Here is a 22,316-nt window from a genome sequence, read left to right as displayed (position 1 = left end):
GTGTTCAAAAACAAGTCGATGTCTTTCATCCCCAAAGCGAGCATTAAAATCAAAATTGCGGTTTTATTTATCGTGCTGATTACTTTATCTGCACTGTTGTCTAATGGAATACTGTACTTTGTATTTATGAACATTATGCGAGAACAACTGCTGGAAGATCAGCAGAATATTATGCTTCAAAGTCGCAGTAATGTGCAAAATGTAGAGAATAGCATCGATCAGGCGACATACTACTTTTCAACAGACAAAACGATAGCTGATATTCTTAACAAAGCGACATTTGATGATATCGAAAGTTATCGGGATCTTAATACAATCAATCAGCAATTTATCAAGTATCTGGATGTGCCGTTGAGTAATGTGGTCAGTACGTATTCAGCTACTTTTTTTGTCAAAAATACATTTCCTGTTGCCGCAGAATTACCTACGATTCAGTTAGAGCAGTTGAGTAAGTTACCCGGTGGAACAGGCTCTAATCGCTTTTTCAATTCAGATGAAGCGGAAAATGAAGAGTGGTTTAAGCGTACCGTTGAATTAAGTGGTACATTAAATATCTTTTATGCAAATGACGATCGCGACCGTGTTTATTTTGCCAAGCAAGTACGTAATCCCTTAATTCTCAATACCACTAATGAAATGGGTGTTATTGTGATTGCGATTGATACGTCTGAATTTGGTAAGCAGATTGAAGCTTCACGACTGACACAGGGAACACAATTATTATTAGCAGATCAGAATAATCAAGTCTTGTATAGCAATAATCCTACTTTAAAAGGAATGGATATTAGCCGTACACCTGACTTAGCACCTGTGTTGCAGTATACGGATATCGGCGGAACCAGTGATCTTAAGTACAATCAGACACGCTATATTGCAGATACGTATCCGCTTAAATGGGGCTGGAATCTAATCGCCTTAATTCCTTATAGTGATATTACAGATCGGTTGTCGATTATTTTCGATATTATCGTGGGAATTACAGTAGCTGTTATTGTAGCAGGAATAAGCTTTACTCTACTTTTGTCCAACAGTATTGCACGTCCGGTGATCAAATTAGCTAATGTAATGAGAAATATCAAAGATGGCTCGACAATGGATGTATTTATTGAGCCACCAGAGCAAGATGAAGTGGGTGTGTTATATCGTCAGTTCAATAATCTTATGAAACGGATCAATGGATTAGTAGACGATGTAATCGAAAGCGGCGAACGAGAACGACAAGCCGAAATGAAAGCTTTGCAAGCTCAGATCAATCCTCATTTTATATACAATACACTTGATTCGATTAACTGGATGGCGCTTAGTAAAAATGAAGATGATATTGTCACCATGGTATCTTCACTGGCTCATATTTTGAGATACAGTATTAAGCAACCCAATGAACAAGTTCCATTACGACAAGAGATCGAGCATGTGCAGAATTACGTCAATATTCAATCTCTTCGTTATGGCGATAATTTTCAAGTGAGTTATGATATAGAACCTGAACTATACGATTATTTATTGCCCAAATTTATTATTCAGCCCTTAATCGAAAATGCGATCCTACATGGCACAGAACAAATTGCCGATCAAGGCAAGATTGTATTACGCGCTTATACAGACGGTATCGTGGTACGCATTATTGTAGAAGATAATGGCCCAGGAACCGATACAGCATTGTTAAATGATTATTTGGATCGAGAGCAAGAAGTATTGCATAGCTCAGATGGAATCGGAATTAGCAATATTCATCAGCGAATTAAGTTGCATTATGAAGATAATATGTTCGGTTTACGTTTTTATTATACAGATAATGTAATGAAATCTGTCATCACTATTCCGTATAAAGTAAGTAAGAAAACGCTTACCAAAAAAATATCCACCTAATCTAAAGAAAATACGGTACACCTTTCTGACAGCCTGAAGGATAATAAAGATACAAAGTTTGAGCCATTCCAGAAGAAGAATTCTAAAGGAGTGGCTAAAGAATAATCCCTGTACGTTACGATTACAAAAAAGTACATATTATTCTTTAAACAACGGTTTTATAACATTATTTTGCAGTGAAGATGGATAAAGAACGAAAAAGGGGATGGGTCTATGTTACGCAAATCAAAAGCATGGTCTTTAAGTCTAGTCGTGATTATGATGTTATCTATTGTCTTGTCTGCCTGTGGCGGTTCCAAAGAAAGTAACGGAACAACAGCAGATGGTAAGCTCGCTCCTGTCGAATTGATCTTTTACAATTATGCAACGCCGATGAAAGGTCAAGATCGAGTGATGGAGAAAGTGAACGAATATCTGAAGCAGAAGATCAATGCTACGATCAAAGTAGTAACGATGGAAGGCAGTGACTTTGAAACCAAAGTACCTGTGATGTTGGCATCGGGTCAACCTATGGATATCGTATTTACAAGTTCATGGACCAATAACTATTTGTCCAACGTCTCCAAGCAAGCTTTCACACCCTTAACTCCACTACTGGATCAGTACGGACAAGATTTGAAAAAAACAATTCCTGATACCCTGTGGAAAGGGATGACAGTGAACAAAGAATTATATGCTGTACCGATCTACAAAGAAATCGGTCACCAAGTAGGCGTCTTATTCCGTAAAGACCTGGTCGATAAATATAAATTAAATGTAGCAGGTATTCAATCCTGGAAAGACATGGAGCCGATCTTACAGACTTTACATGAAAAAGATCCAAGTATTCTTGCTTTAGATGGTACAGAAGGAATGTATCGCTCTTTCCCTGTCCAACATATGTCAGGTGACTGGAACTTACCGGGTATCATCAATGTAGGCGACAAACCATATTATGCCCGTTCCGACGATAAAATTTTCAATCAATATGATACACCTGAATTTAAAGAGTTCGTGGAAACAGCTTACAAATGGAATCAAGCAGGCTATACACCTAAAGATGTCGATTACCAGAGCGAAAACGATTGGAAAGCAGGCAAAGTGTTTGCCGGTTCTCTACTATATGCTCCCAACTATGTCTACAAACGCAGTGCTCAATTAGGATATGAATTGGATTATCAAAATCTAGGTAAAGGCGTTGTGGAAACCAGTGATGTTCAAGGCGGCGCCTATGCGATCCCTCGTTCATCGAAAAATCCAGAACGTGCCATGATGTTCCTTAACTTGCTATACACTGATCCAACATTAGCGAACTTATTTGTACACGGTATTGAAGGACAAGATTATACCAAAGTCGATGATCAATTTATCAAGCCTGCAAAAGGTGTAGATGCCGCTAATCCAGATTATGACTACGGTTATGGTTGGATGTGGGGAAATGTGAATATGTTCTACTATGATCAATCGTATCCTAAAGATACGTTAGAACAATTCAAAAAGTTCGAAGACAATAACACCCCTGCACCAGCATTAGGATTTAACTTTGACACCACACCGGTACAGACTGAGATCGCTGCGATTAATAATGTGATCAGTGAATATTACAAACCACTGGTCACCGGAACCGTTAATCCAGATGAATACCTGCCTAAATTTATCCAGAAGTTAAAAGACGCAGGTGTAGATAATATGCTTGCTGAAATGCAAACTCAATACGACACATGGAAATCCCAACAAACCGGTTCCTAATTTCCAAAAGCACCACCAGCAATTCCATACCACACCAAAGGACGGAACCCCCATTCCGTCCTTTTCTTTTTAAACAAATCAAATAATAAATAAAATTTACAGGTATCCCACCTCAAGAACAGAAGTAGTTAATATAGCCAATTTTTTTAAAAGAAACCAAAGATCACGAAATCTATATATTTTTTTAACTAAGATGCTATTCATAATCCTAAATAATCTATCTCAAACTCATGAGCTCAAACCATATGCAAATAAATAAAAAGGAACTAAAGCAAAATAAATAAAGTAAAAAATACCAGACTATCACTTATTAATACACTAACAGCCAAAAAGTAATAACTTCTCACCAAAACCAAACCTAAAAAACCTAAATTTAAATCCAAGTTTAAATCAAATCACTATACTAAAAGCAAAACTAAATATTTCTATCTTACATCACTATCATCTTTACCATGCCCTACACTACCCACCCAAGTTGCTAGAAATAAAGGTGAGAAATTCGCACCTAGCACAGAGCGGAGGGGGAAGAGAGGCTATGAAAGAGCGAAGCGCTCGCCTTTGTAAAGAAATCCCGACCGCTAAGCGGTTCATTCGGGGATTTCTTTACACCAGCGACGACAATAGCCACTCTTCCCCCGCAGCGGTGTACACCTAGACGTGCAGAAACTTTCCACTTTATTCCTACCCTGCAACTCCAATTGAAAGGATGATCACACATGACCAACTATAAAAATTCAGCACTTTCAATCGAAGAACGCGTACAAGACTTGCTTGCTCAAATGACATTAGACGAAAAAGTAGGGCAACTGATCCAATTGTTTGGCTGGCGTACTTTTAGCAAAAATGAAGATGGAACCGTTACCCTTACTGAAGAATTCAAAGAAGATATCCGCCAGGGTAAAATTGGTTCATTATATGCGACATTACGTGCCGATCCGTGGACAGAAGTGACACTGGAAACAGGGCTGTCTCCAGCAGAAGGAGCCGCCGCACTCAATGATATCCAGCGCTTTGTGATCGAACATTCCCGATTAGGGATTCCACTGATGTTTGGCGAAGAATGTTCACACGGACATATGGCAATCGGGGCTACGGTATATCCAGTTCCACTGCTTGCCGCAAGTACATGGAACCCTGCTTTGTATCAACAAATGTGTGAAGCGGTAGCGATAGAGACACGTAGTCAGGGCGGAGTAGCGACCTATTCCCCTGTACTCGATATTGTGCGTGATCCACGCTGGGGCAGAACCGAGGAGACATATGGCGAAGATCCTTATCTCGCAGGAGAACTTGCCGCCGCCGCTGTTATGGGTCTACAAGGAAAAGGCTTAGATTCACCAGATACCGTAATCGCCACGTTAAAACATTTTGTCGGTTATGGCGCTTCAGAAGGTGGACGTAATGCCGCACCTGTACATATGGGAATGAAAGAATTGCATGAGATCGATCTGGTTCCTTTCCGCAAAGCGATTGAAGCAGGAGCAATATCGGTCATGACCGCATATAACGAAATTGATGGGGTACCTTGTACATCCAGTGAGTACTTATTAGATGAAGTACTGCGCAAGCAGTGGGGATTTGATGGATTTATTATTACAGATGCAAGCGCTATGAATATGCTAGTGCACGGCTATAATGTCGCGGAGACAGGAGAAAAAGCGACTGCCTTATCGCTACAAGCAGGAATTGATCTGGAAATGTCAGGTTATATGTTTGGTAAATATCTCAAATCCGCATTAGAGCAAGGCATTGCGCAAGAAGCCCATTTGGATCAAGCGGTTAGCCGTCTACTCAAAGTGAAGTTTCAGTTGGGTCTATTTGATCAACCTTATGTCGATCCCGAACGTGCTGCCCGGGTGATCCACAGTCCAGAACATATTGAACTGGCTCGTGAAGTGGCGAGACAAGGGATTATTTTGCTCAAAAATAAAAATGAAGCATTACCTTTACAACCAACATCTACTGGAAAAATTGCAGTGATTGGACCCAATGCCAATAAACCATATAACCAATTAGGTGATTACACTTCACCTCAACCCGCAGGCAAAGTGATTACGGTGTTAGAAGGGATTCGCCAGAAGCTCGGTGTAGACAGCGATCAACTGCTATATGCTCCAGGGTGTCGGATCAAAGACGAGTCACAGGAAGGATTCGAGCTTGCGTTAGAGACTGCCAAGCAAGCAGAGACCGTAATTCTGGTATTAGGTGGATCAAGTGCACGCGATTTTGGCGAAGGAACGATAGACTTACGGACAGGGCAATCACTAGTGCATGATTCAGAAGAAAGCGATATGGAATGTGGAGAAGGTATCGACCGCTCCAATCTGAATCTGACAGGAGTGCAACTCGAATTATGTCAGCAGATCTATGCACTTGGCAAAAAGTTGATTGTAATTTATATCAATGGACGACCTGTAGCGGAACCGTGGATTGATGAACATGCAGATGCGATTATTGAAGCATGGTATCCAGGGCAAGAAGGCGGTCATGCTTTAGCAGAGATTTTGTATGGCGAAGTGAATCCTTCCGGTCGGCTGACTATATCTGTTCCTAGACATGTTGGACAGTTGCCTGTTTATTACAACAGTAAGCGGACACGTGGGAAACGTTATTTGGAAATGGATTTGCAACCAGCTTATGCTTTTGGATATGGACTCAGCTATACCACTTTTGCATACAGTTTACCTGTAGTGAGTCCTGCTGAGATTGTGCGTGATGAACATACTCAAGTGAGTGTAGAGATCACCAATACAGGGCAAGTCGCAGGTTGGGAAGTGGCTCAATTGTATTTGACGGATCTATTCGCTTCTGTCACTCGTCCAGAAAAAGAACTGAAAGGATTCCAAAAAGTCTTTTTACAACCTGGCGAGACACAGACTGTGACATTCACACTCACACCAGAACATTTGGAATTAGTCACTTCTCAATTGGATCGTATTGTCGAACCCGGCGAGTTCCATTTACAAATTGGTAGCAATTCGGTTGAAGGTCAGGTCGTGACGTTGACGGTTCGGTAATCTCTAAGGGATATGAAATGAATATAGATATAAGATGATACTTAAATCAATGACTATTCGAGGAGGCAGTATATGTACCGGATCGAACGTTTTATCAAACATTTATCTATCAAGCAATGGTTAGAGACCAAAGAACTGAATCAATGGACTGTAGAAGAAGCACGTTATGTGACACCTGATCATTATGAGATCACAGTTCCACGTCAGAACAGTGATATGAGCTTACGATCCACCTATGGCATTACTTACTTTTTACACACGCAAGAGCAGATTCCAGCTTCATGGTCAGCACATCCTGTCGGCTTAGTATTCAGTGCAGGCGGTGGAGAAGGATTACTTAAAATCAATGGCGAGTTCTATCATGGGCTGGATAAAAATCATACGTTTGTTCCTTTAAGAGAATCTTATACTGGTACAGATATTCAGCTAGATATTGAATTATACGATCCTATTCCTGAACCGCACGATCCACTTAATGGGCAACCTGAATATGTAGCTCCATTAAGCCGATACAATGCCAGTCTAGTAAGCATCAATGGTGGATTGCGTAGTCTAATGTACAGTGTACGTGTATTGCTACATAGTATGCGCCGTTTACCTGAAAATGAATTACGCCGAATCGCTATTCAGAAAGCGTTAGAACAAGTGATGAATGCCGCTTATAATCTTCCAGAAGAATCATGGCAACTGGAAGAACCGTGGCAACAACTGGAACAGTTATTACGAGAACAAGTACAAGCTTTTGCTCCAACAGCAGAAGACAATGGCTATATGTATATGATCGGACAATCACATATTGATATCGCATGGTTGTGGCCTGTGCGTGAAACGGTACGTAAATCCAGTCGTACATTTTCAACGATGTGTACATTAATGGAGCAGTATCCTGAGTTTATCTACTCTCAAAGTCAGCCACAACTGTTTGCTTATGTGAAAGATCATTATCCAGAGCTATACACCAAAGTCAAAGAACGGATCGCAGAAGGTCGCTGGGAATTGGTAGGCGGAATGTGGGTAGAACCTGATCTGAATATTCCTAGTGGGGAGTCGTTAGCACGTCAGTTATTGTATGGACAACACTTTTACCGTGATGAGTTCGGGATCACTTCAACGATTGAATGGTTACCGGATACGTTCGGATATTGCGCATCTTTACCGCAATTGTTGCGTCAAGCGGGAATCGATTATTTTATGACCACCAAGCTCAATTGGAATGATACCAATATCTTCCCGTATGATCTATTTCACTGGGTAGGCATTGATGGAACGCCAATATTGTCTTATCTCAATCATGGTGTGAATGAATCGACAACTCCCAAAGATATTGGAGAGCACTGGGAATATTTCCGTCAAAAAGATGTCCATCCTCAGCAAATGTTATTGTACGGGCATGGCGATGGTGGCGGGGGAGTCACTCATGAAATGATCGAATATGTAGAACATGCAGACTTGATGGTGGGGTTACCGCAAGCTGAATTTGGAACAGCTAAAGACTTTTTTGCACAAACGTTAGAGTCAGCCGATGATCTGCCGGTATGGCGTGGCGATCTGTATTTGGAATTGCACCGGGGAACGTATACAACACAAGCATGGAATAAACGCCACAATCGCAAAGCAGAACTCCTTTATCGTGAAGCTGAGATTTGGGAACGGTTAACAGCTATTTATTTTAATCAACATAGTCTAACAGAGACATCGGTAGTCGAATCATCCATAGAAGAGGCTTCATTTCAAAAGTCACAACTGTTGTCTAAGCAACATGCAGATGATGGATTGTCAGTACATGCAAGTCTGTTTGAGCAATCAGAAGATGGCATGATTACCAAGCAACAATTTAAAAATGGATGGCTCGGTATTATGCTCAATCAGTTTCATGATATTGTACCAGGTTCAGCAATTCCTGAAGTCTATGATACTTCAGAAGTGGAATATGCTCAGATTTTACGTATTGGAGAAAGTGCTCTGAATCAAGCCCTAACTCCGTGGACAACCATGATCGCAGAACAGCTTGCATATTCTAATCAATATCATGGAACAGCCTATGCCGTATTTAACAGTCTAAGTTGGGAACGTGGAGAATGGGTACAGATCGAAGGTGGCGAAGAGTTAGCAGATGTGCAAGTCTATGATCAAGCAGGGCAATTACTGCGCAGTGATCTAGTGACACCAAGCACTCTTGAACCATCAAGTATACCTTCTACACAATCAACTCATGCGGATGTTCCGAAGCTTCTATTTACAGCAGCTCAGCCTATTTTACCCGGACATACCACCAATACAGATTCAGCTACAACTCAAGAAACAACAAAGTTATCCACAGAAAATAATGATCAATTGGAAAATAAATACACTCTACGTATCTATGTACCATCAATTCCAGCATTCGATTATCAAGTGATCTGGTTACGTGCAGAGGATGAAATGAATACAGTATCAGCATATGCAGATATTCATTCGACGGTAGAAGTAGAAGATAGAATAGGAAAATCTGTTCCAGCAGTATGGGAAACTCCTTTTTATCGTATCCAGTTTAGTGAACAAGGTGAGATATCGTCTTTGTATGATAAAGAGTATGAACGTGAAGTGTTGAAAGAACATCAATATGGCAATGTGTTCGGCTTTTATCATGATCGCCCGTTGCTGTGGGATGCGTGGGATATTGATCCACATTTTGCAGAACAGATTGCAGATACAGCTCAATTGATCTCTTCACAAGTCATTATGCATGGACAGACAGGCGATATTTTACACTTCCGCTGGCAGATTGGGCAGTCGATTATTTCGCAAAAAGTGTTCTTGTATACCGATCATCGCCGAATCGATTTCAAAACAGAGGTAGAGTGGAATGAAAGTCACAAATTACTAAAAGTATCGTTCCCTGTAGATCTCGTTGCAGAGCAAGCCACCTATGAGATTCCTTTTGGTGCTCTAGAACGTACGATGAATAGGAATACCAGTTGGGATCAAGCACAGTATGAAGTCTGTGGACATCGCTGGGCAGATATTTCAGAAGGTAATTATGGAGTTAGTCTGCTTAATGATTGTAAATATGGCTACGATATTAAAGACTGCAATATGCGTCTGTCTTTACTACGAGCACCGAAATGGCCAGATCAAGGTGCAGATATAGGTCATCATGAGTTTACGTATTCGCTATTACCACATGGTGACAATTGGCGTGAAGCTCATATTGTGCGTGCCGCCGCAGAACTTAATCAACCAGCATCACATCGAATCATTGAATTCCAGACTACAGCTGAACAGGTACAACAACCAAGTCAGTTGCAGGATAATTTATCCTATTCTATTTTCTCGTATGATAGTGAGCATGTTATTTTAGATACGATGAAGCTAGCAGAAGATGGTCAAGGAACGATTATCCGTCTCTATGAATCTTCAGGCAGTCGAGGTAAAGCGCATATTCAATTACCTGCACAAGCAGAAGATACCACCGATCATGTAATGACATTGGTCAATATATTGGAAGATCATCTAGACACGTTAACTATCACCGATCATCTTGTAGAGCTACATTTCAAACCTTATGAGATCAAAACATTGAAATGGAATAAGGGGGATCTATCATCATGCTAGAAAAATTAGAACATGTTCAAATGTCCACATTCGAACTGCCACAGGCCGTTCAGGATGTGCTAACAGAAGCAGAGCAAGCGTTAGTAGATCGTCCAAAGTTAGCTGAACTCTTTCGCAATTGTTTTCCAAATACATTAGAAACTACAACCAAATTAATGGACGATGGCTCTACATTCGTAATCACAGGCGATATTCCGGCAATGTGGTTACGTGATTCGGTCGAACAGTTAATGCACTATGTGCCATTGTGTAAAGAAGATAAACAGCTACAACGAATAATCAGTGGATTGATTAGACGACATATGTTTTATCTAGAGATAGATCCATATGCCAATTCATTTAATGAAACTGCGAATGATTGGCATTGGGACCCGGCAGATGAGACAGAGATGAGCCCGTGGGTCTGGGAACGCAAGTTTGAACTGGATTCGCTTTGTTTTACAATTCGCTTGGCGTATCACTATTGGAAAACAAGTGGCAATACCGATATTTTTGACGCAGGTTTTAAGCAAGGGTTGCGTACTATTTTCCAATTATGGAGAACAGAACAACGTCATATGGAAGAATCACCGTATCGTTTTACCAGACGCAATTGTCCGGCAATTGATACGATCCGTAATAAGGGACTCGGGATGCCTGTTAACTACACAGGAATGATCTGGTCAGCTTTCCGTCCTAGTGATGATGCTTGCGAATTTCATTACAGTATTCCTTCCAATATGTTCGCTGTCGTTTCTCTGCGCCAAATGCAAGAAATGGTACGAGCTGTCTATCGTGATGAAGCGTTCTGCGCCGAATTGGCTGAAATGGAAGAAGAAATTCAGCATGGTATCGAACTATATGGTATTTATCGTCATCCTGTACATGGCAATATTTATGCTTATGAGACTGATGGTTTTGGCAATTATTGTCTGGTAGATGATGCAGGAACACCAAGCTTGTTATCAATGCCTTATCTTGGTTATTGTGATGTGAACGATCCGATGTATCTTAATACACGGAAGTTTATTTTAAGTACCGAAAATCCATACTATTTCGAAGGAAAAGCTGCCAAAGGCATGGGTAGCCCTCACACACCAGCAGGTTATATCTGGCATATGGGATTATCGATGCAAGGATTAACAGCCAATAATGATGCTGAAATAGTAGACATGATCCATTTATTAGAAACTACCGATGCAGATACAGGTTATATGCACGAAGGATTCCATTCAGACGATCCCACAATCTTTACCCGCCCATGGTTTGCATGGTCCAACAGCTTATTTTCACAGTTAATCTATAAAGCGATACAAAAAGGTTTACTTACCAAGCCATCATCATAAAACACATCATAATGTTGAATAAAGTTGAAATTCATTATTTCAAAAATTACTTAATGCGTAACTTAATAAAATCAGTTATAGTAAAAGAGTACAAAATAACAAAAGTACAACATCATCACCAGAAAACAAAACGATAACTAACCAATCTTTATCAAGCATTATTATTCAACTAAAGTTATTTCTAAATTTGTTAACCTTTACCCACCCTCATTACGAAAAAACGATTTAGAAATGAGGATGTAAGAGCAGAGAGCGAAGAGAATATGATTGTTCTGAAAGAGTTACAAGCTTTCGTAAGAAAGGTACTTCAGCGACAATAAGAACAATCATATTCCCATAGCGGTCTATCTCACTATCCGAAACTTTCAAATCCAGTTTTATCCTAATCCAATATCAATGATGAAGGAGATTATTATGACATTAATTTCTAAGCTCCATACGGTAATTTTTTATGATCCTGCATTCCCTTTTGATGGACAACGACCGAATGAACAACAGCTAACTGAACTGCACAAGCAAGGTACAGTGGTTACAGCTAACGAACTTTCTAAAGCGCTTACGCAAGCGGATTTATTTATTCATCTGCACGGCAGTTACTTTCCCAAACAAGCATGGACAGCGATCCATAATCATTTGAATGAGAGTAAAGGATTTGTACATATGGGCGGTATTCCTTTCCGTAAGCCTGTCAATGAAACATTAGATGGCTGGAAAGTAGAAAATGAACAAACCGCTTATCATCAAATTTTGAATATTAACGAAGTATTACCGGTAGAAGTAACACCGATTGATCATTATGAAGCAAGCAAAGATTTTCCGTTATTTGCAGGACAAGAATCATTATTTGAGCGTCAAAGCACATGGGGATTTGCTCTTCATGTGACCAAAGCCAATGACCATCCTGCACAAGGCGGTTCCAGTGGACCGATGGATGCACATATTTATCCTCTGCTCAAAGGAATCTCCAAAGACGGACGTGAAGTAGCCGCTCCTGCTATTTTGCTTGAAAATACAAAAGGGGCTTATGCTGGTGGACGATGGATATTTGTTAACCAATTAGCAGGTGAAGCCTTCTGGGAAAAAGGAATCGAAGCTATTTCGAAATGGGGCGAATTTGCTGCCAAAGGGGTTACTGAAATCTGGGTGAAGCCCAACTATGCAAGTTATGAACCGGGTGAGCGTCCAACTCTAACGATTCAATTGCAATCGCTACAACGTCATTCCACCAGTGCAGATATCAGCGGAGAGTGGATATTCAATCTACAAGTAGCCAAAGAAAATCAGGATTTATCGGGTCAATTTACAGACGTGTGGACAAAAAAATTAACGATTGCTGCTTCTCGTGAACTGGATATTGTACGCTTACCTGTTGAGATCACAATCGAAGCTGGATATTATCGCTTGGAAGGAACGATCACTTCACCATCTGGAGAAGTACGTAGCATTCATCAAGGATTCTGGGGATTTGATGCAGACTTTTTGGCACAAGGCGAAATGTTAACAGCTGATCGTGATTATTTCCGCAAAGAAGGTCGTCCATTACCGATTGTGGGTATGACGTATATGACTTCGGATGTAGCACGCAAATTCTTATTTTTACCGAATACAGCGGTGTGGGATAAAGATATGGCACAGATGAAACATGCAGGGATTAACTATCTACGTACAGGTGTATGGAGTGCTTGGCGACATGTGATGTTTGTCGATGGTCATCCCTATGAAGAAGTAATGCGTGCAATTGATGCGTTTATTTTGACAAGTAAAAAGCACGGGCATGAACTAACATTTAACTTTTTTGCATTTACACCGGAAGCTTGGGAAGGGGTTAACCCGTATCTTGATCCACGTAGTGTAGAAGCGCAAAAGCGTTTTATCTCAGCGATTGTAACCCGTCATCGTCATACATCCAATATTCATTGGGATCTGATCAATGAACCGTCTATGTTCAATCCAGACCGTCCATTTTCAGGTCCGCAACCAGTGTACGATGAATTTGAGATTGCGGCTTACAAAGAATGGGTAGAAAAGCGTTACGATAGCGATATTACCCGAGTACAAGAACGCTGGAATATGACACCTGAAGAGTTGCCTAATTTTGATGCGGTATATCCAGTGCATGTCGATGATATCAGTTATAATCCAACCTCGATTCATCCGAAAAAAGGAACTCGTTGGCTCGACTATAATCTGTTTACGATGGATATGCACAATCGCTGGGCGACAGACCTCACTCGTATGATCCAAAGTATTCAACCGAAGCAGTTAGTGACGGTTGGACAAGATGAAGGATTAGCAGGGCAACGTCCATCTCCATTGTTGTATGCAGAGACTGTCGATTATACGACAGTACACTCTTGGTGGGAAATGGATGATCTCGTGTGGGATGGTATTTTCACCAAAACACCACAGAAGCCGAACCTTATCCAAGAAACAGGGATTATGTATATTGAGACACCAGAAGGCAAAGCCAAGCGTACAGAAAATGAATTGAAGTATATTTTAGAGCGCAAATATGCCTATGCTTTTTCAACAGGTGGAGCAGGGGCGGTGCAGTGGATCTGGAATATCAATTTCTATATGCACAATGTCAATGAATCTCATATCGGTGCTGTACGAGCAGATGGAACAGAAAAGCCAGAAGCAGACGTATCTTATGACTTTGGACGCTTTATGAATGCAACTCGTGATTTATTTGAAAATCGTCAATTGGAAGAAGTAGCTGTTGTTTTCCCATATTCCAATGATTTGTCGAATCGCAAACTAGCACATGATGCAACAACCAAATTGATTCGTACCTTATCCTATGAACTGAATGTACATGCACGTGCTTTTGGGGAATATCATTTACATGAATTAACGACAGGTGATGCGCCGAAATTAATCATTGTATCAAGTCCTCATAATTTCCAGACAGCAGCGCTCAAGCAACTGGTCGATTATGTAGAAGAGCATGGCAGTACTTTATTATTTACAGGGCCGTTATCATTAGATGAATACTGGCAGCCTACAGATCGTCTAAGCGAAGTGACAGAGAGTGCTCCATTATCAAATGTCCGCCGCGAAGAGGCATTACAGTTAGGCGAAGAAGTGTTACCGGTATCATTTAGTGGCAAACGTATTGCTGAACTGGTCAAACAAGCTCCACTGACCGGTGTTGCTCAGGTGAAAAATGTAGCGATAGGTAAAGGTAAAATCATCTGGAGCCCATTGCCTGTAGAATTAAGCGATCGTACCGAAACTCAAATTGCACTGTATGAATATGCGCTAGCAGAAGCAGAAGTGTCTTCTGAACTGGAATGGTTGCAAGGCGATGAATTATCCGGTGTCTATGGACGTAAATTGTCTTTCGATCAAGGTAATCTGTATATCTTTGTATCCGAGTATGGAGCGAATGCTCAAATTCAAGTACAAGACCCGATCAGTCACAAAATGTACAGCTTCCAATTGGATGCCGAACGTACAGTGATGTTTGCTACCGATACAGAAGGTGCAATTAGCACCGTCTATCGTCCAGAAGAAGTAAGTATTGATGTGAAATAGCAACAACGACTATAGCAAGAATCAAAGGGGTTACCTACACAGGTAATCCCTTTTTTGAATAGGAATGGATTCATATAACACGAAGTTAGCTTATATAAATAAAATACTTTATAATTGAAAGAAGTTACTTATTCATCAAGTCAATATTAAAGGAATGAATTCATGAAAAGATTACTCAAGTTTATGCTCAAAGCTATTGCAGTTGTTGTTGTATTAATCGTTATTTTTTTAGGAACGGTGTATACCGTTAATGTCTTCGCCAGTAAGTCTGAACAAAGCAAAATACAACCATACGGACAATCGGTTGCTGTAGATGGTAAAAACATGAATGTAATGATTCAAGGAGAAGGTAAAGAAACGATTGTATTGATTCCCGGTTTTGGTACAGCATCGCCAGCTCTAGATTTCAAACCATTGATTGATCAACTATCACCGCATTACAAAGTCGTTGTTGTTGAACCATTTGGTTATGGATTAAGTGATGTCACCGATAAACCTCGTACAGTCGACAATATTACGAATGAGATTCATGAAGCTTTGCAACAATTGAAGATCAATAAATACATTCTGATGGGTCACTCGATCTCAGGTATTTATGGATTAGATTATGTGAATAAATATCCTAATGAAGTGACTGCTTTTGCAGGTATAGATACAAGCTTCCCTACACAGCCGACAGAAGTGATGGATACCGAATCGATAAGCATCCTGAAAAAATCAGGCTTTTACCGCTTGCTAGTCAAGCTTAATCCGAGTCAGATTATGACACCTGATGTAGATGAGGCAACCAAAGAACAGATCAAAATGATTACACTCAAAAATATGATGAATCCAGATATTGTGAGTGAAGCACAGTTATTGCCGACGAATTTCAAAGCTGTACAAGGCTTACAATTCCCTAAAAATCTACCTGTGATTTTCTTTCTAGTCAAAGATGATCCTGATATTAAAAACTGGACAACTCAGCACGAAGAACAAATCAAAAATTCACTACATGGCAAAATCGTTCTATTAGATGGTACTCATTATCTGCATTACACTCAATCCAAAGTCATGGCAGATGATTTGAAAAGCTTTATCGATAGCACAAAATAATCAAAAAAGTCGAACGATCGGATTGAATGACATCGTTCAGCTTTTACATATATATCAATGAAATTAATATTATTACGAGTAACAACGCATAGTATGTTGAAAAATGAATTCAATTTAAAACACAAAAGCAGTGCTTATTAAGAAGGATGAATAATTTTGAATAAAATAGAAACATGAACTACATTTTTATCATTAGAATTGTTATCAATAATCACATGAAAAATTTTTTATTTTTGATAATGAATGAAATTAACTCTCATATGAGTGGCATATCTAATATGCAGCTATAGAAGAAATGTTAAACTGTATATTCAACATAGATAATAGAATAAATATAAGAGGATATTACCACTAAATAGCTTTTTTATAAGATTACTTCCAAGCTCCCTGAAAAAATTTCTTTTAGCATATATCATGAATAAAAGAATTAACCTAAAACAAATTTTACAATGAAGTACAACACCTCGAACTGAATGTAAAAGAAGTCTATATCTATATTCCTTTAGGAGACAGTTGCTATACTACTCCTACAATAGGAACTCGCCATAAATCACACCATTTTAGTATAATTGAACATAGTAAACTAGAATTTTTGAGCAATCTAGAAGCAAGGATTTGGAAGATGGAACAGAGGTTATAAAAGTCAGTTAGAGTAGTAAGCTGAAGACTCAAAATACATATATCCAAAACTTAAACTTCTAAACTGCATAGAAAGTGGAATCCGTAGCTGGCCTAGAAAATCTAGTCTGATCTTGAAAAGATATATTCACCTGAGCAAATTAAGTAAATCCAAAGGCTTTGTACGTTTGCTTGTCACAAAGCGGTGGAAGGTCTGGATGGTGCAGAATTGTATTTCATTGATCCATATTCCACCTAATAGCGAAATTCTAATGAACATGCCCTTAGATGAGAATTTTTTCCAAAGGATATGATTTGCTCAAGTCATCGATACGGAACTCGAACAAGCTCTCGCTTTACAAATAATCGATCGGTCACGCAAATGTCTTATGAAAGTCAACAGAAGAATCGTTTCAAAACGAATCGTGGTACTGAGAAAATATATGAATAATAAAACTGAATAGAAAAATTATTAAAGAACTTTATGTTTTGATTTCAAAAAGTTAAATTGTATATATTATATCTAATTTCACATATTTGTATAATTTTGTTGATTCCTAACTCAAGATTATCTATAATTTAATACATTATCATTTAATATCATTCAATTTTTAAATTGGAGTGAGGTTTTAATGAATTGGAATTTAAAAAGTATAATTTCTGATATGCTAATTGCTCCAGGATACTGTGAAGAGTTTTGTAGTGAATCAAATAAAATTTTGATAGCGTTCGCAAAAGATAATTTTGAAGTATCTTTTTATGATAAAAAGTATATACTTTCATCTGACAGTCTGTTTGTAGGAAACAATATTAGCTTATTAAATCGCTCGTTAGCACCTGTCATGTTAAATATCTTGATATTAGAGTGTTCTAATAACTTTCGAATGATCTCTCCGAGAATATTTTTAGAAAACGATGAAGGCATAAGTACATTTATGAATTTTTTGAAAAAAGTAGTTAATCAACCTTTTTATGAAAATTACAAAATTCACCAATTATCGCTTCGAATTTCGAATTTTCTCAATCATCGTTTAAGTTTAGAGCAAAACGTAATGAAGCTTGAAAGTAAAATTGACAGTAGATTAATTATTATTAATCGCATGATAAGAACTCAATATTCTGATCCACTTACGTTAGAAGATATGGCAACTAGAATTAATTGTAACGCTGTCTATTTAAGTAATACTTATAAAAAAGTATTCGGCTGTTCCCCCATTAAACACCTTCAAAAGGTTCGAATGCGAAAGGGACAAGAGTTGTTAGTAGAAACTACTCTAACGATTAATGAGATTTCTAGACATGTTGGATATATTTCAAACTCTCAATTTTCTAATTATTATAAAAAGTATTATGGTGTGTCTCCAAGAGACTTCCGAAGAGAACTATACATAAAGAAAGAGGAGAAATAAACAAATGAATCAAAATTGTAATCTAATGATTACGAATAAAATTGTTCAAATTATACAAAGTATCCTCGGATATAGATTAGAAATTTCTAATCATCAAAAATTAGACAGCATTGGGTTTAACTCAATAAAATATATTAAGTTAATTGTTGCCTTAGAAGAAGAATTTAAAATTACATTCGATGATGATGATCTTATTTATGAAAATTTTTCCACATTAAAAAAAATTGAATTGAAAACAGCAGAGAAAATATAGTTTCATCTTTGACTATGCTTAAAAATAAAAGTTAATGGGTTAGTATAAAAATAATCTTACCATACAAAGCTATTTAAGCTTGAATAAGACTTTTTGAAATGAGGGTCTAAATTGAAAAGATTATGTACATTGTTAGAAAATTCAGCAGAAAGAGATCCATACAAAGCAGCATTAATTACTAACGAAGGCAATTTCACTTATAAGCAATTAGTTGAAGAAAGAGACCAGATAGCGGCGTATATGCAGACTTGTGGTGCTCGTGCAGGTGATCGTATTATTTTACTTTTGCCTCATTGTAAATTTCTTGTCACATCTATTTTTGCAGCATCCAAATTAGGTCTCACCTTTATTCTGTTGCATGAAAGCATGACTAAGTATCAATTAGACTATATTATCAAAGATTCACAAGCTTCTTATTTATTAACAAATAGTAATTTTTTTAAAAAAATGAATTTGTCATCTGATCTTGGACTTTATGTAATATTGGAAGATTTTATAAAGAATGCTGAGAAAAATGTTTTTTCACAAGAGCAAGATAATTCAGTCGCTGAAATTGCATGTCTTTTGTATACATCTGGCAGTACCGGACGACCAAAAGCAATTATATCTTATTATTCTAATATAATATTCGTATTAAAAAGTATTCAAACATGCTTGGAAATCAAAAAAAATGATGTGATTGGAAGTTTCTTACCTTTATCTTTTGATTACGGAATGTATCAGATTTTTTTAGCTTTTTATAAAAGTGCAACTTTAGCATTAGGTCAGCGAACAGATATAGGCCCGTTTATGGTTCGTAAATTAAAGCAATGGAATGTAACAGTATTGCCAATTGTTCCGAGTATAGGAGAAGCATTAATTAAATTAATGCATAGGCAGCAGTTGCAATTACCAAAAGTGCGTCTTATTACCAACACTGGAGCTACGTTCCCAGAAATATATATACAAAAATTTAAAATTTCTTTCCCAAACGCAAATTTATATTTAATGTACGGACTGACAGAATGTAAGCGAGTTTCTATTCTTCAACCTGAATATTTAGATGTGAAACCGCATTCAGTCGGAAGGCCGTTGCCGGGTACACACTGCACTATCGTCGATGAAAAAGGAATTGAGTTACCGCCTTATCAAGTAGGAGAATTAATTGTTCATGGTCCTCATGTGATGATGGGATATTGGAACGATCAAAAGCGAACAAACCAAGTTTTTCAAAATATGAACACTGCTACACGTAGTCTATGTACCGGCGACTATTTTTGGATGGATAATGAGGGTTTTCTATATTTTTATGCAAGAAAGGATGATATGTATAAACAAAATGGATTTCGAATAAGTCCTACAGAAATAGAGCTTGCTGCTATTGATATTAGTGGTGTTGAACAAGCAGTGCTTATTCTAGTAGGGACTGCTAAGATACCCAGTCTAGTAGTAAGTTCAATACTTAATTCGGAAAATATACGAGAAGAATTAAAAGTACGTTTAGAAGATTATAAAATACCTGAATATATATATATTAAAAATGACCTACCTTTTACAATTAATGGAAAAATAGATAAAAATAAATTACAAATGGAAATTACAAAGGAGGGAGAAATTTGAACCTTAAAGAACTGCGTAAAAAATATGGTAGTCCGCTATATATATATGATTTGGGGATTTTACGTCAGTCGTATCGTCGTTTAAAACAGTCGTTACCTGAATCTTCCATATTATTTTATTCTTTGAAGGCTAATCCGCACCCTTTGGTTGTTAAGCAATTAATTGATCTGGGTTGTAGGGCAGAAGTGTCGTCACTTGGTGAGTTGAATTCTGTTTTAGAAGCAGGTGGAGATATAGAAGGTGTTTTATATACAGGACCTGGAAAGAACTCTACAGAATTGAAAACGGCTATAGAAATAGGAGTAAGATGGTTCTCAATAGAATCTTTGAATGAATTGAGAACGTTACAATCACTCCTGACCTCTGATAGTCCAACAATTCAAGTAATTATACGAATAAATCCAAAGGAAGGTTTGACAGATGCAGGATTATTTATGACAGGAACTTCTTCCCAGTTTGGAATGGATGAAGAAATTATTTTAAGAGAGTTAAACGAACTCCAACAAACTAATCAAGTTCAAATTGTAGGATTCCATATATTTAATGGTACTAATACTCTCGATATTGGGGTACTCTCCAAGTCATTTCTATCTTCTATTCAAGTTATTGCAAAATTGTCAAAGAAACTGGGTATTCCACTTAAATTTATAGATTTAGGAGGAGGTTTTGGACATCCATATGCTATTAATGGCAGTGCTCCAGATTTCAAAGAGTTGAAGACTATATTAGAAACTGCTCTAGATGAACATATTGCCAACTGGAGAAATGGAGAACCTGAAGTGGCTTTTGAGTCAGGTAGGTATCTGACTGCTGCAAGTGGAGCTTTAGTGAGTACAGTGATAGATATGAAAGAGAGCAAAGGAAATCATTTTATTATTCTTGATAGTGGCATTAATCATTTGGGAGGAATGGCAGGTCTTGGTCGTATTCCTCGCGTTAAGTACGACATCTTACCTGTAGTAGAGAAAACTAATGTGAACGCTATGTCGGTTCAAATTGTAGGGCCTCTTTGTACGCCACTTGATTTTTTTAACAAAAAAGGAAGCGTGCCCTCTTTAGAGTTAGAAGATCAAGTATATATTCCAAATGTAGGAGCTTATGGGATAACGGCGAGTTTAATTGGATTTTTGAGTAGAGACATGCCAATTGAATTGATTATTGATAAAGGAGAGGTTATGCACGCATCTCAGTTGTTTTTAAATCGGAAAGTTATATCAGAATAAAGGAGAGTAGACAATTATGAATACTGAACAAATTGAAGCTCAAGTAGCTGCTTTATTGAAACAAAAAATACATCGAGATATTGAGAAGAATTCTGATCTTAAAAGTGCAGGTCTTGATTCAATGAAAGCGATAGATTTATTACTCGAATTAGAAGAAGAGTTTGAGATAACTATACCTGATGAATATATGATTAATGATACTTTTGCTTCTATGAATAGCATTGTAATTATGATTGATACGTTGAAAAATTCTCGGATATCTTAATAAGGAGGGTGTAATGGACGTATTATTTATTTATAGCGGAAAAGGTGGGGTAGGAAAATCTACTTTAGCTGTAAATTTGACTTACTCTCTTCCACATATAAAAGTAGGTTTATTAGATGCAGACTTTGAAGGGCCTAGTATACCAACTATGGTATCCCAAATTGAAAATTCACCTATGGTTGCTAAAGGGTTAGGTATACAGCCTGGAGATTATGCAGGAGTGAGTATTTCTTCTCTTGGATTACTCAAAAACAATAATCTCAATATATCTTTACCTAGTAAGTATTTAGAAGGGGCCCTTTATCAGTTGCTCTCAAAAGCTGAATGGGAAGTAGATTTATTAATTATTGACATGCCACCGGGGACTTCAGATGTACACTATCAATTATTTAATCTTTTAAAAGGACATTGCTTATTAGTTACTACTCCTCAAACAGTAAGTTTTGTGGATACTCAAAAAGGAATTAATTTATTACGAAGAATGGAAGTGCCTATACTTGGAATCGTCGAAAATATGGCTCATTTTGAGTGTGAATGTTGTGGGCATTCTAATTCTATATTTTCAGGAGATACCAAAAGTAATTTAGCAGATCCTAATAAACTCGATATATTAGATAAGTTACCTATTATACCAGGCATCAGTACAAAAAATAATGCAGGAATTCCATTTGTGCTTGCATATCCCGACCATCCACTTAGTAAACGTATGGCTGAATTCGGGAATGAGCTATTATCTCTATTAATGAAAAAGATTAGTACATGGAGAGTTAATTAATAGCCA

General features: G+C 38.0%; 13 protein-coding genes. All 13 read left to right on the top strand.

The window, feature by feature from the left end:
• The 13 genes from PaeCFBP13512_RS02980 (at position 1) to PaeCFBP13512_RS02920 (ending at position 22,310) form a co-directional block, all read left to right on the top strand.
• A complete protein-coding gene (locus PaeCFBP13512_RS02980) occupies positions 1 to 1,869 on the top strand; it encodes a cache domain-containing sensor histidine kinase (RefSeq protein WP_137221053.1) in 1,869 nt (622 codons plus the stop codon).
• 213 nt (positions 1,870 to 2,082) lie between these two features.
• Positions 2,083 to 3,597 (top strand): ABC transporter substrate-binding protein, encoded by a 1,515-nt coding sequence (locus PaeCFBP13512_RS02975; RefSeq protein WP_137221051.1) that lies wholly within the window; start codon positions 2,083 to 2,085, stop codon positions 3,595 to 3,597.
• Between the two features lie 716 nt (positions 3,598 to 4,313).
• Positions 4,314 to 6,614 (top strand): glycoside hydrolase family 3 N-terminal domain-containing protein, encoded by a 2,301-nt coding sequence (locus PaeCFBP13512_RS02970; RefSeq protein ID WP_137221049.1) that lies wholly within the window; start codon positions 4,314 to 4,316, stop codon positions 6,612 to 6,614.
• Positions 6,615 to 6,686: 72 nt separating this feature from the next.
• Complete coding sequence (locus PaeCFBP13512_RS02965) at positions 6,687 to 10,208, top strand: alpha-mannosidase (protein ID WP_137221047.1); 3,522 nt, start codon at positions 6,687 to 6,689, stop codon at positions 10,206 to 10,208.
• The gene (locus PaeCFBP13512_RS02960; RefSeq protein WP_137221045.1) at positions 10,202 to 11,533 is read left to right on the top strand and encodes a glycoside hydrolase family 125 protein; all 1,332 of its coding nucleotides are present in this window, start codon (positions 10,202 to 10,204) and stop codon (positions 11,531 to 11,533) included. The genes PaeCFBP13512_RS02965 and PaeCFBP13512_RS02960 overlap by 7 nt, the downstream gene beginning before the upstream one ends.
• Positions 11,534 to 11,947: 414 nt before the next feature.
• The gene (locus tag PaeCFBP13512_RS02955; RefSeq protein WP_137221043.1) at positions 11,948 to 15,073 is read left to right on the top strand and encodes a beta-galactosidase; all 3,126 of its coding nucleotides are present in this window, start codon (positions 11,948 to 11,950) and stop codon (positions 15,071 to 15,073) included.
• A gap of 162 nt (positions 15,074 to 15,235) precedes the next feature.
• Positions 15,236 to 16,168: an alpha/beta hydrolase gene (locus PaeCFBP13512_RS02950; protein ID WP_137221041.1), complete on the top strand. Its 933-nt coding sequence runs from the start codon at positions 15,236 to 15,238 to the stop codon at positions 16,166 to 16,168.
• Positions 16,169 to 17,418: 1,250 nt separating this feature from the next.
• The gene (locus PaeCFBP13512_RS02945) at positions 17,419 to 18,195 is read left to right on the top strand and encodes a helix-turn-helix domain-containing protein (protein WP_137221039.1); all 777 of its coding nucleotides are present in this window, start codon (positions 17,419 to 17,421) and stop codon (positions 18,193 to 18,195) included.
• Positions 18,196 to 18,199: 4 nt separating this feature from the next.
• Positions 18,200 to 18,448 carry an acyl carrier protein gene (locus tag PaeCFBP13512_RS02940; protein ID WP_137221037.1) on the top strand — a complete coding sequence of 83 codons (249 nt, stop codon included), beginning with the start codon at positions 18,200 to 18,202 and terminating at the stop codon, positions 18,446 to 18,448.
• A gap of 111 nt (positions 18,449 to 18,559) precedes the next feature.
• Positions 18,560 to 20,047 (top strand): class I adenylate-forming enzyme family protein, encoded by a 1,488-nt coding sequence (locus PaeCFBP13512_RS02935; protein WP_137221035.1) that lies wholly within the window; start codon positions 18,560 to 18,562, stop codon positions 20,045 to 20,047.
• Positions 20,044 to 21,270 carry a decarboxylase gene (locus tag PaeCFBP13512_RS02930; protein WP_137221033.1) on the top strand — a complete coding sequence of 409 codons (1,227 nt, stop codon included), beginning with the start codon at positions 20,044 to 20,046 and terminating at the stop codon, positions 21,268 to 21,270. The genes PaeCFBP13512_RS02935 and PaeCFBP13512_RS02930 overlap by 4 nt, the downstream gene beginning before the upstream one ends.
• A gap of 16 nt (positions 21,271 to 21,286) precedes the next feature.
• Positions 21,287 to 21,535: a phosphopantetheine-binding protein gene (locus tag PaeCFBP13512_RS02925; protein ID WP_137221031.1), complete on the top strand. Its 249-nt coding sequence runs from the start codon at positions 21,287 to 21,289 to the stop codon at positions 21,533 to 21,535.
• 13 nt (positions 21,536 to 21,548) lie between these two features.
• Complete coding sequence (locus PaeCFBP13512_RS02920; RefSeq protein WP_137221029.1) at positions 21,549 to 22,310, top strand: P-loop NTPase; 762 nt, start codon at positions 21,549 to 21,551, stop codon at positions 22,308 to 22,310.
• The last annotated feature ends 6 nt before the right edge of the window (positions 22,311 to 22,316 follow it).

This window comes from Paenibacillus sp. CFBP13512, from assembly GCF_005233705.1.
GTDB classification, from domain to species: domain Bacteria; phylum Bacillota; class Bacilli; order Paenibacillales; family Paenibacillaceae; genus Saccharibacillus; species Saccharibacillus nuruki.
The sequence above is the reverse complement of the archived record's forward strand: the minus strand, read 5'-3'. Positions and strand labels throughout refer to the sequence as shown.

What these genes read in the sequence shown, in the direction of transcription:
- PaeCFBP13512_RS02960 (WP_137221045.1), top strand. Translation starts at nt 10,202, where the DNA reads ATGCTAGAAAAATTAGAACATGTTCAAATGTCCACATTCGAACTGCCA.
- PaeCFBP13512_RS02965 (WP_137221047.1), top strand. Translation starts at nt 6,687, where the DNA reads ATGTACCGGATCGAACGTTTTATCAAACATTTATCTATCAAGCAATGG.
- PaeCFBP13512_RS02950 (WP_137221041.1), top strand. Translation starts at nt 15,236, where the DNA reads ATGAAAAGATTACTCAAGTTTATGCTCAAAGCTATTGCAGTTGTTGTT.
- PaeCFBP13512_RS02970 (WP_137221049.1), top strand. Translation starts at nt 4,314, where the DNA reads ATGACCAACTATAAAAATTCAGCACTTTCAATCGAAGAACGCGTACAA.
- PaeCFBP13512_RS02945 (WP_137221039.1), top strand. Translation starts at nt 17,419, where the DNA reads ATGAATTGGAATTTAAAAAGTATAATTTCTGATATGCTAATTGCTCCA.
- PaeCFBP13512_RS02955 (WP_137221043.1), top strand. Translation starts at nt 11,948, where the DNA reads ATGACATTAATTTCTAAGCTCCATACGGTAATTTTTTATGATCCTGCA.
- PaeCFBP13512_RS02940 (WP_137221037.1), top strand. Translation starts at nt 18,200, where the DNA reads ATGAATCAAAATTGTAATCTAATGATTACGAATAAAATTGTTCAAATT.
- PaeCFBP13512_RS02925 (WP_137221031.1), top strand. Translation starts at nt 21,287, where the DNA reads ATGAATACTGAACAAATTGAAGCTCAAGTAGCTGCTTTATTGAAACAA.
- PaeCFBP13512_RS02920 (WP_137221029.1), top strand. Translation starts at nt 21,549, where the DNA reads ATGGACGTATTATTTATTTATAGCGGAAAAGGTGGGGTAGGAAAATCT.
- PaeCFBP13512_RS02975 (WP_137221051.1), top strand. Translation starts at nt 2,083, where the DNA reads ATGTTACGCAAATCAAAAGCATGGTCTTTAAGTCTAGTCGTGATTATG.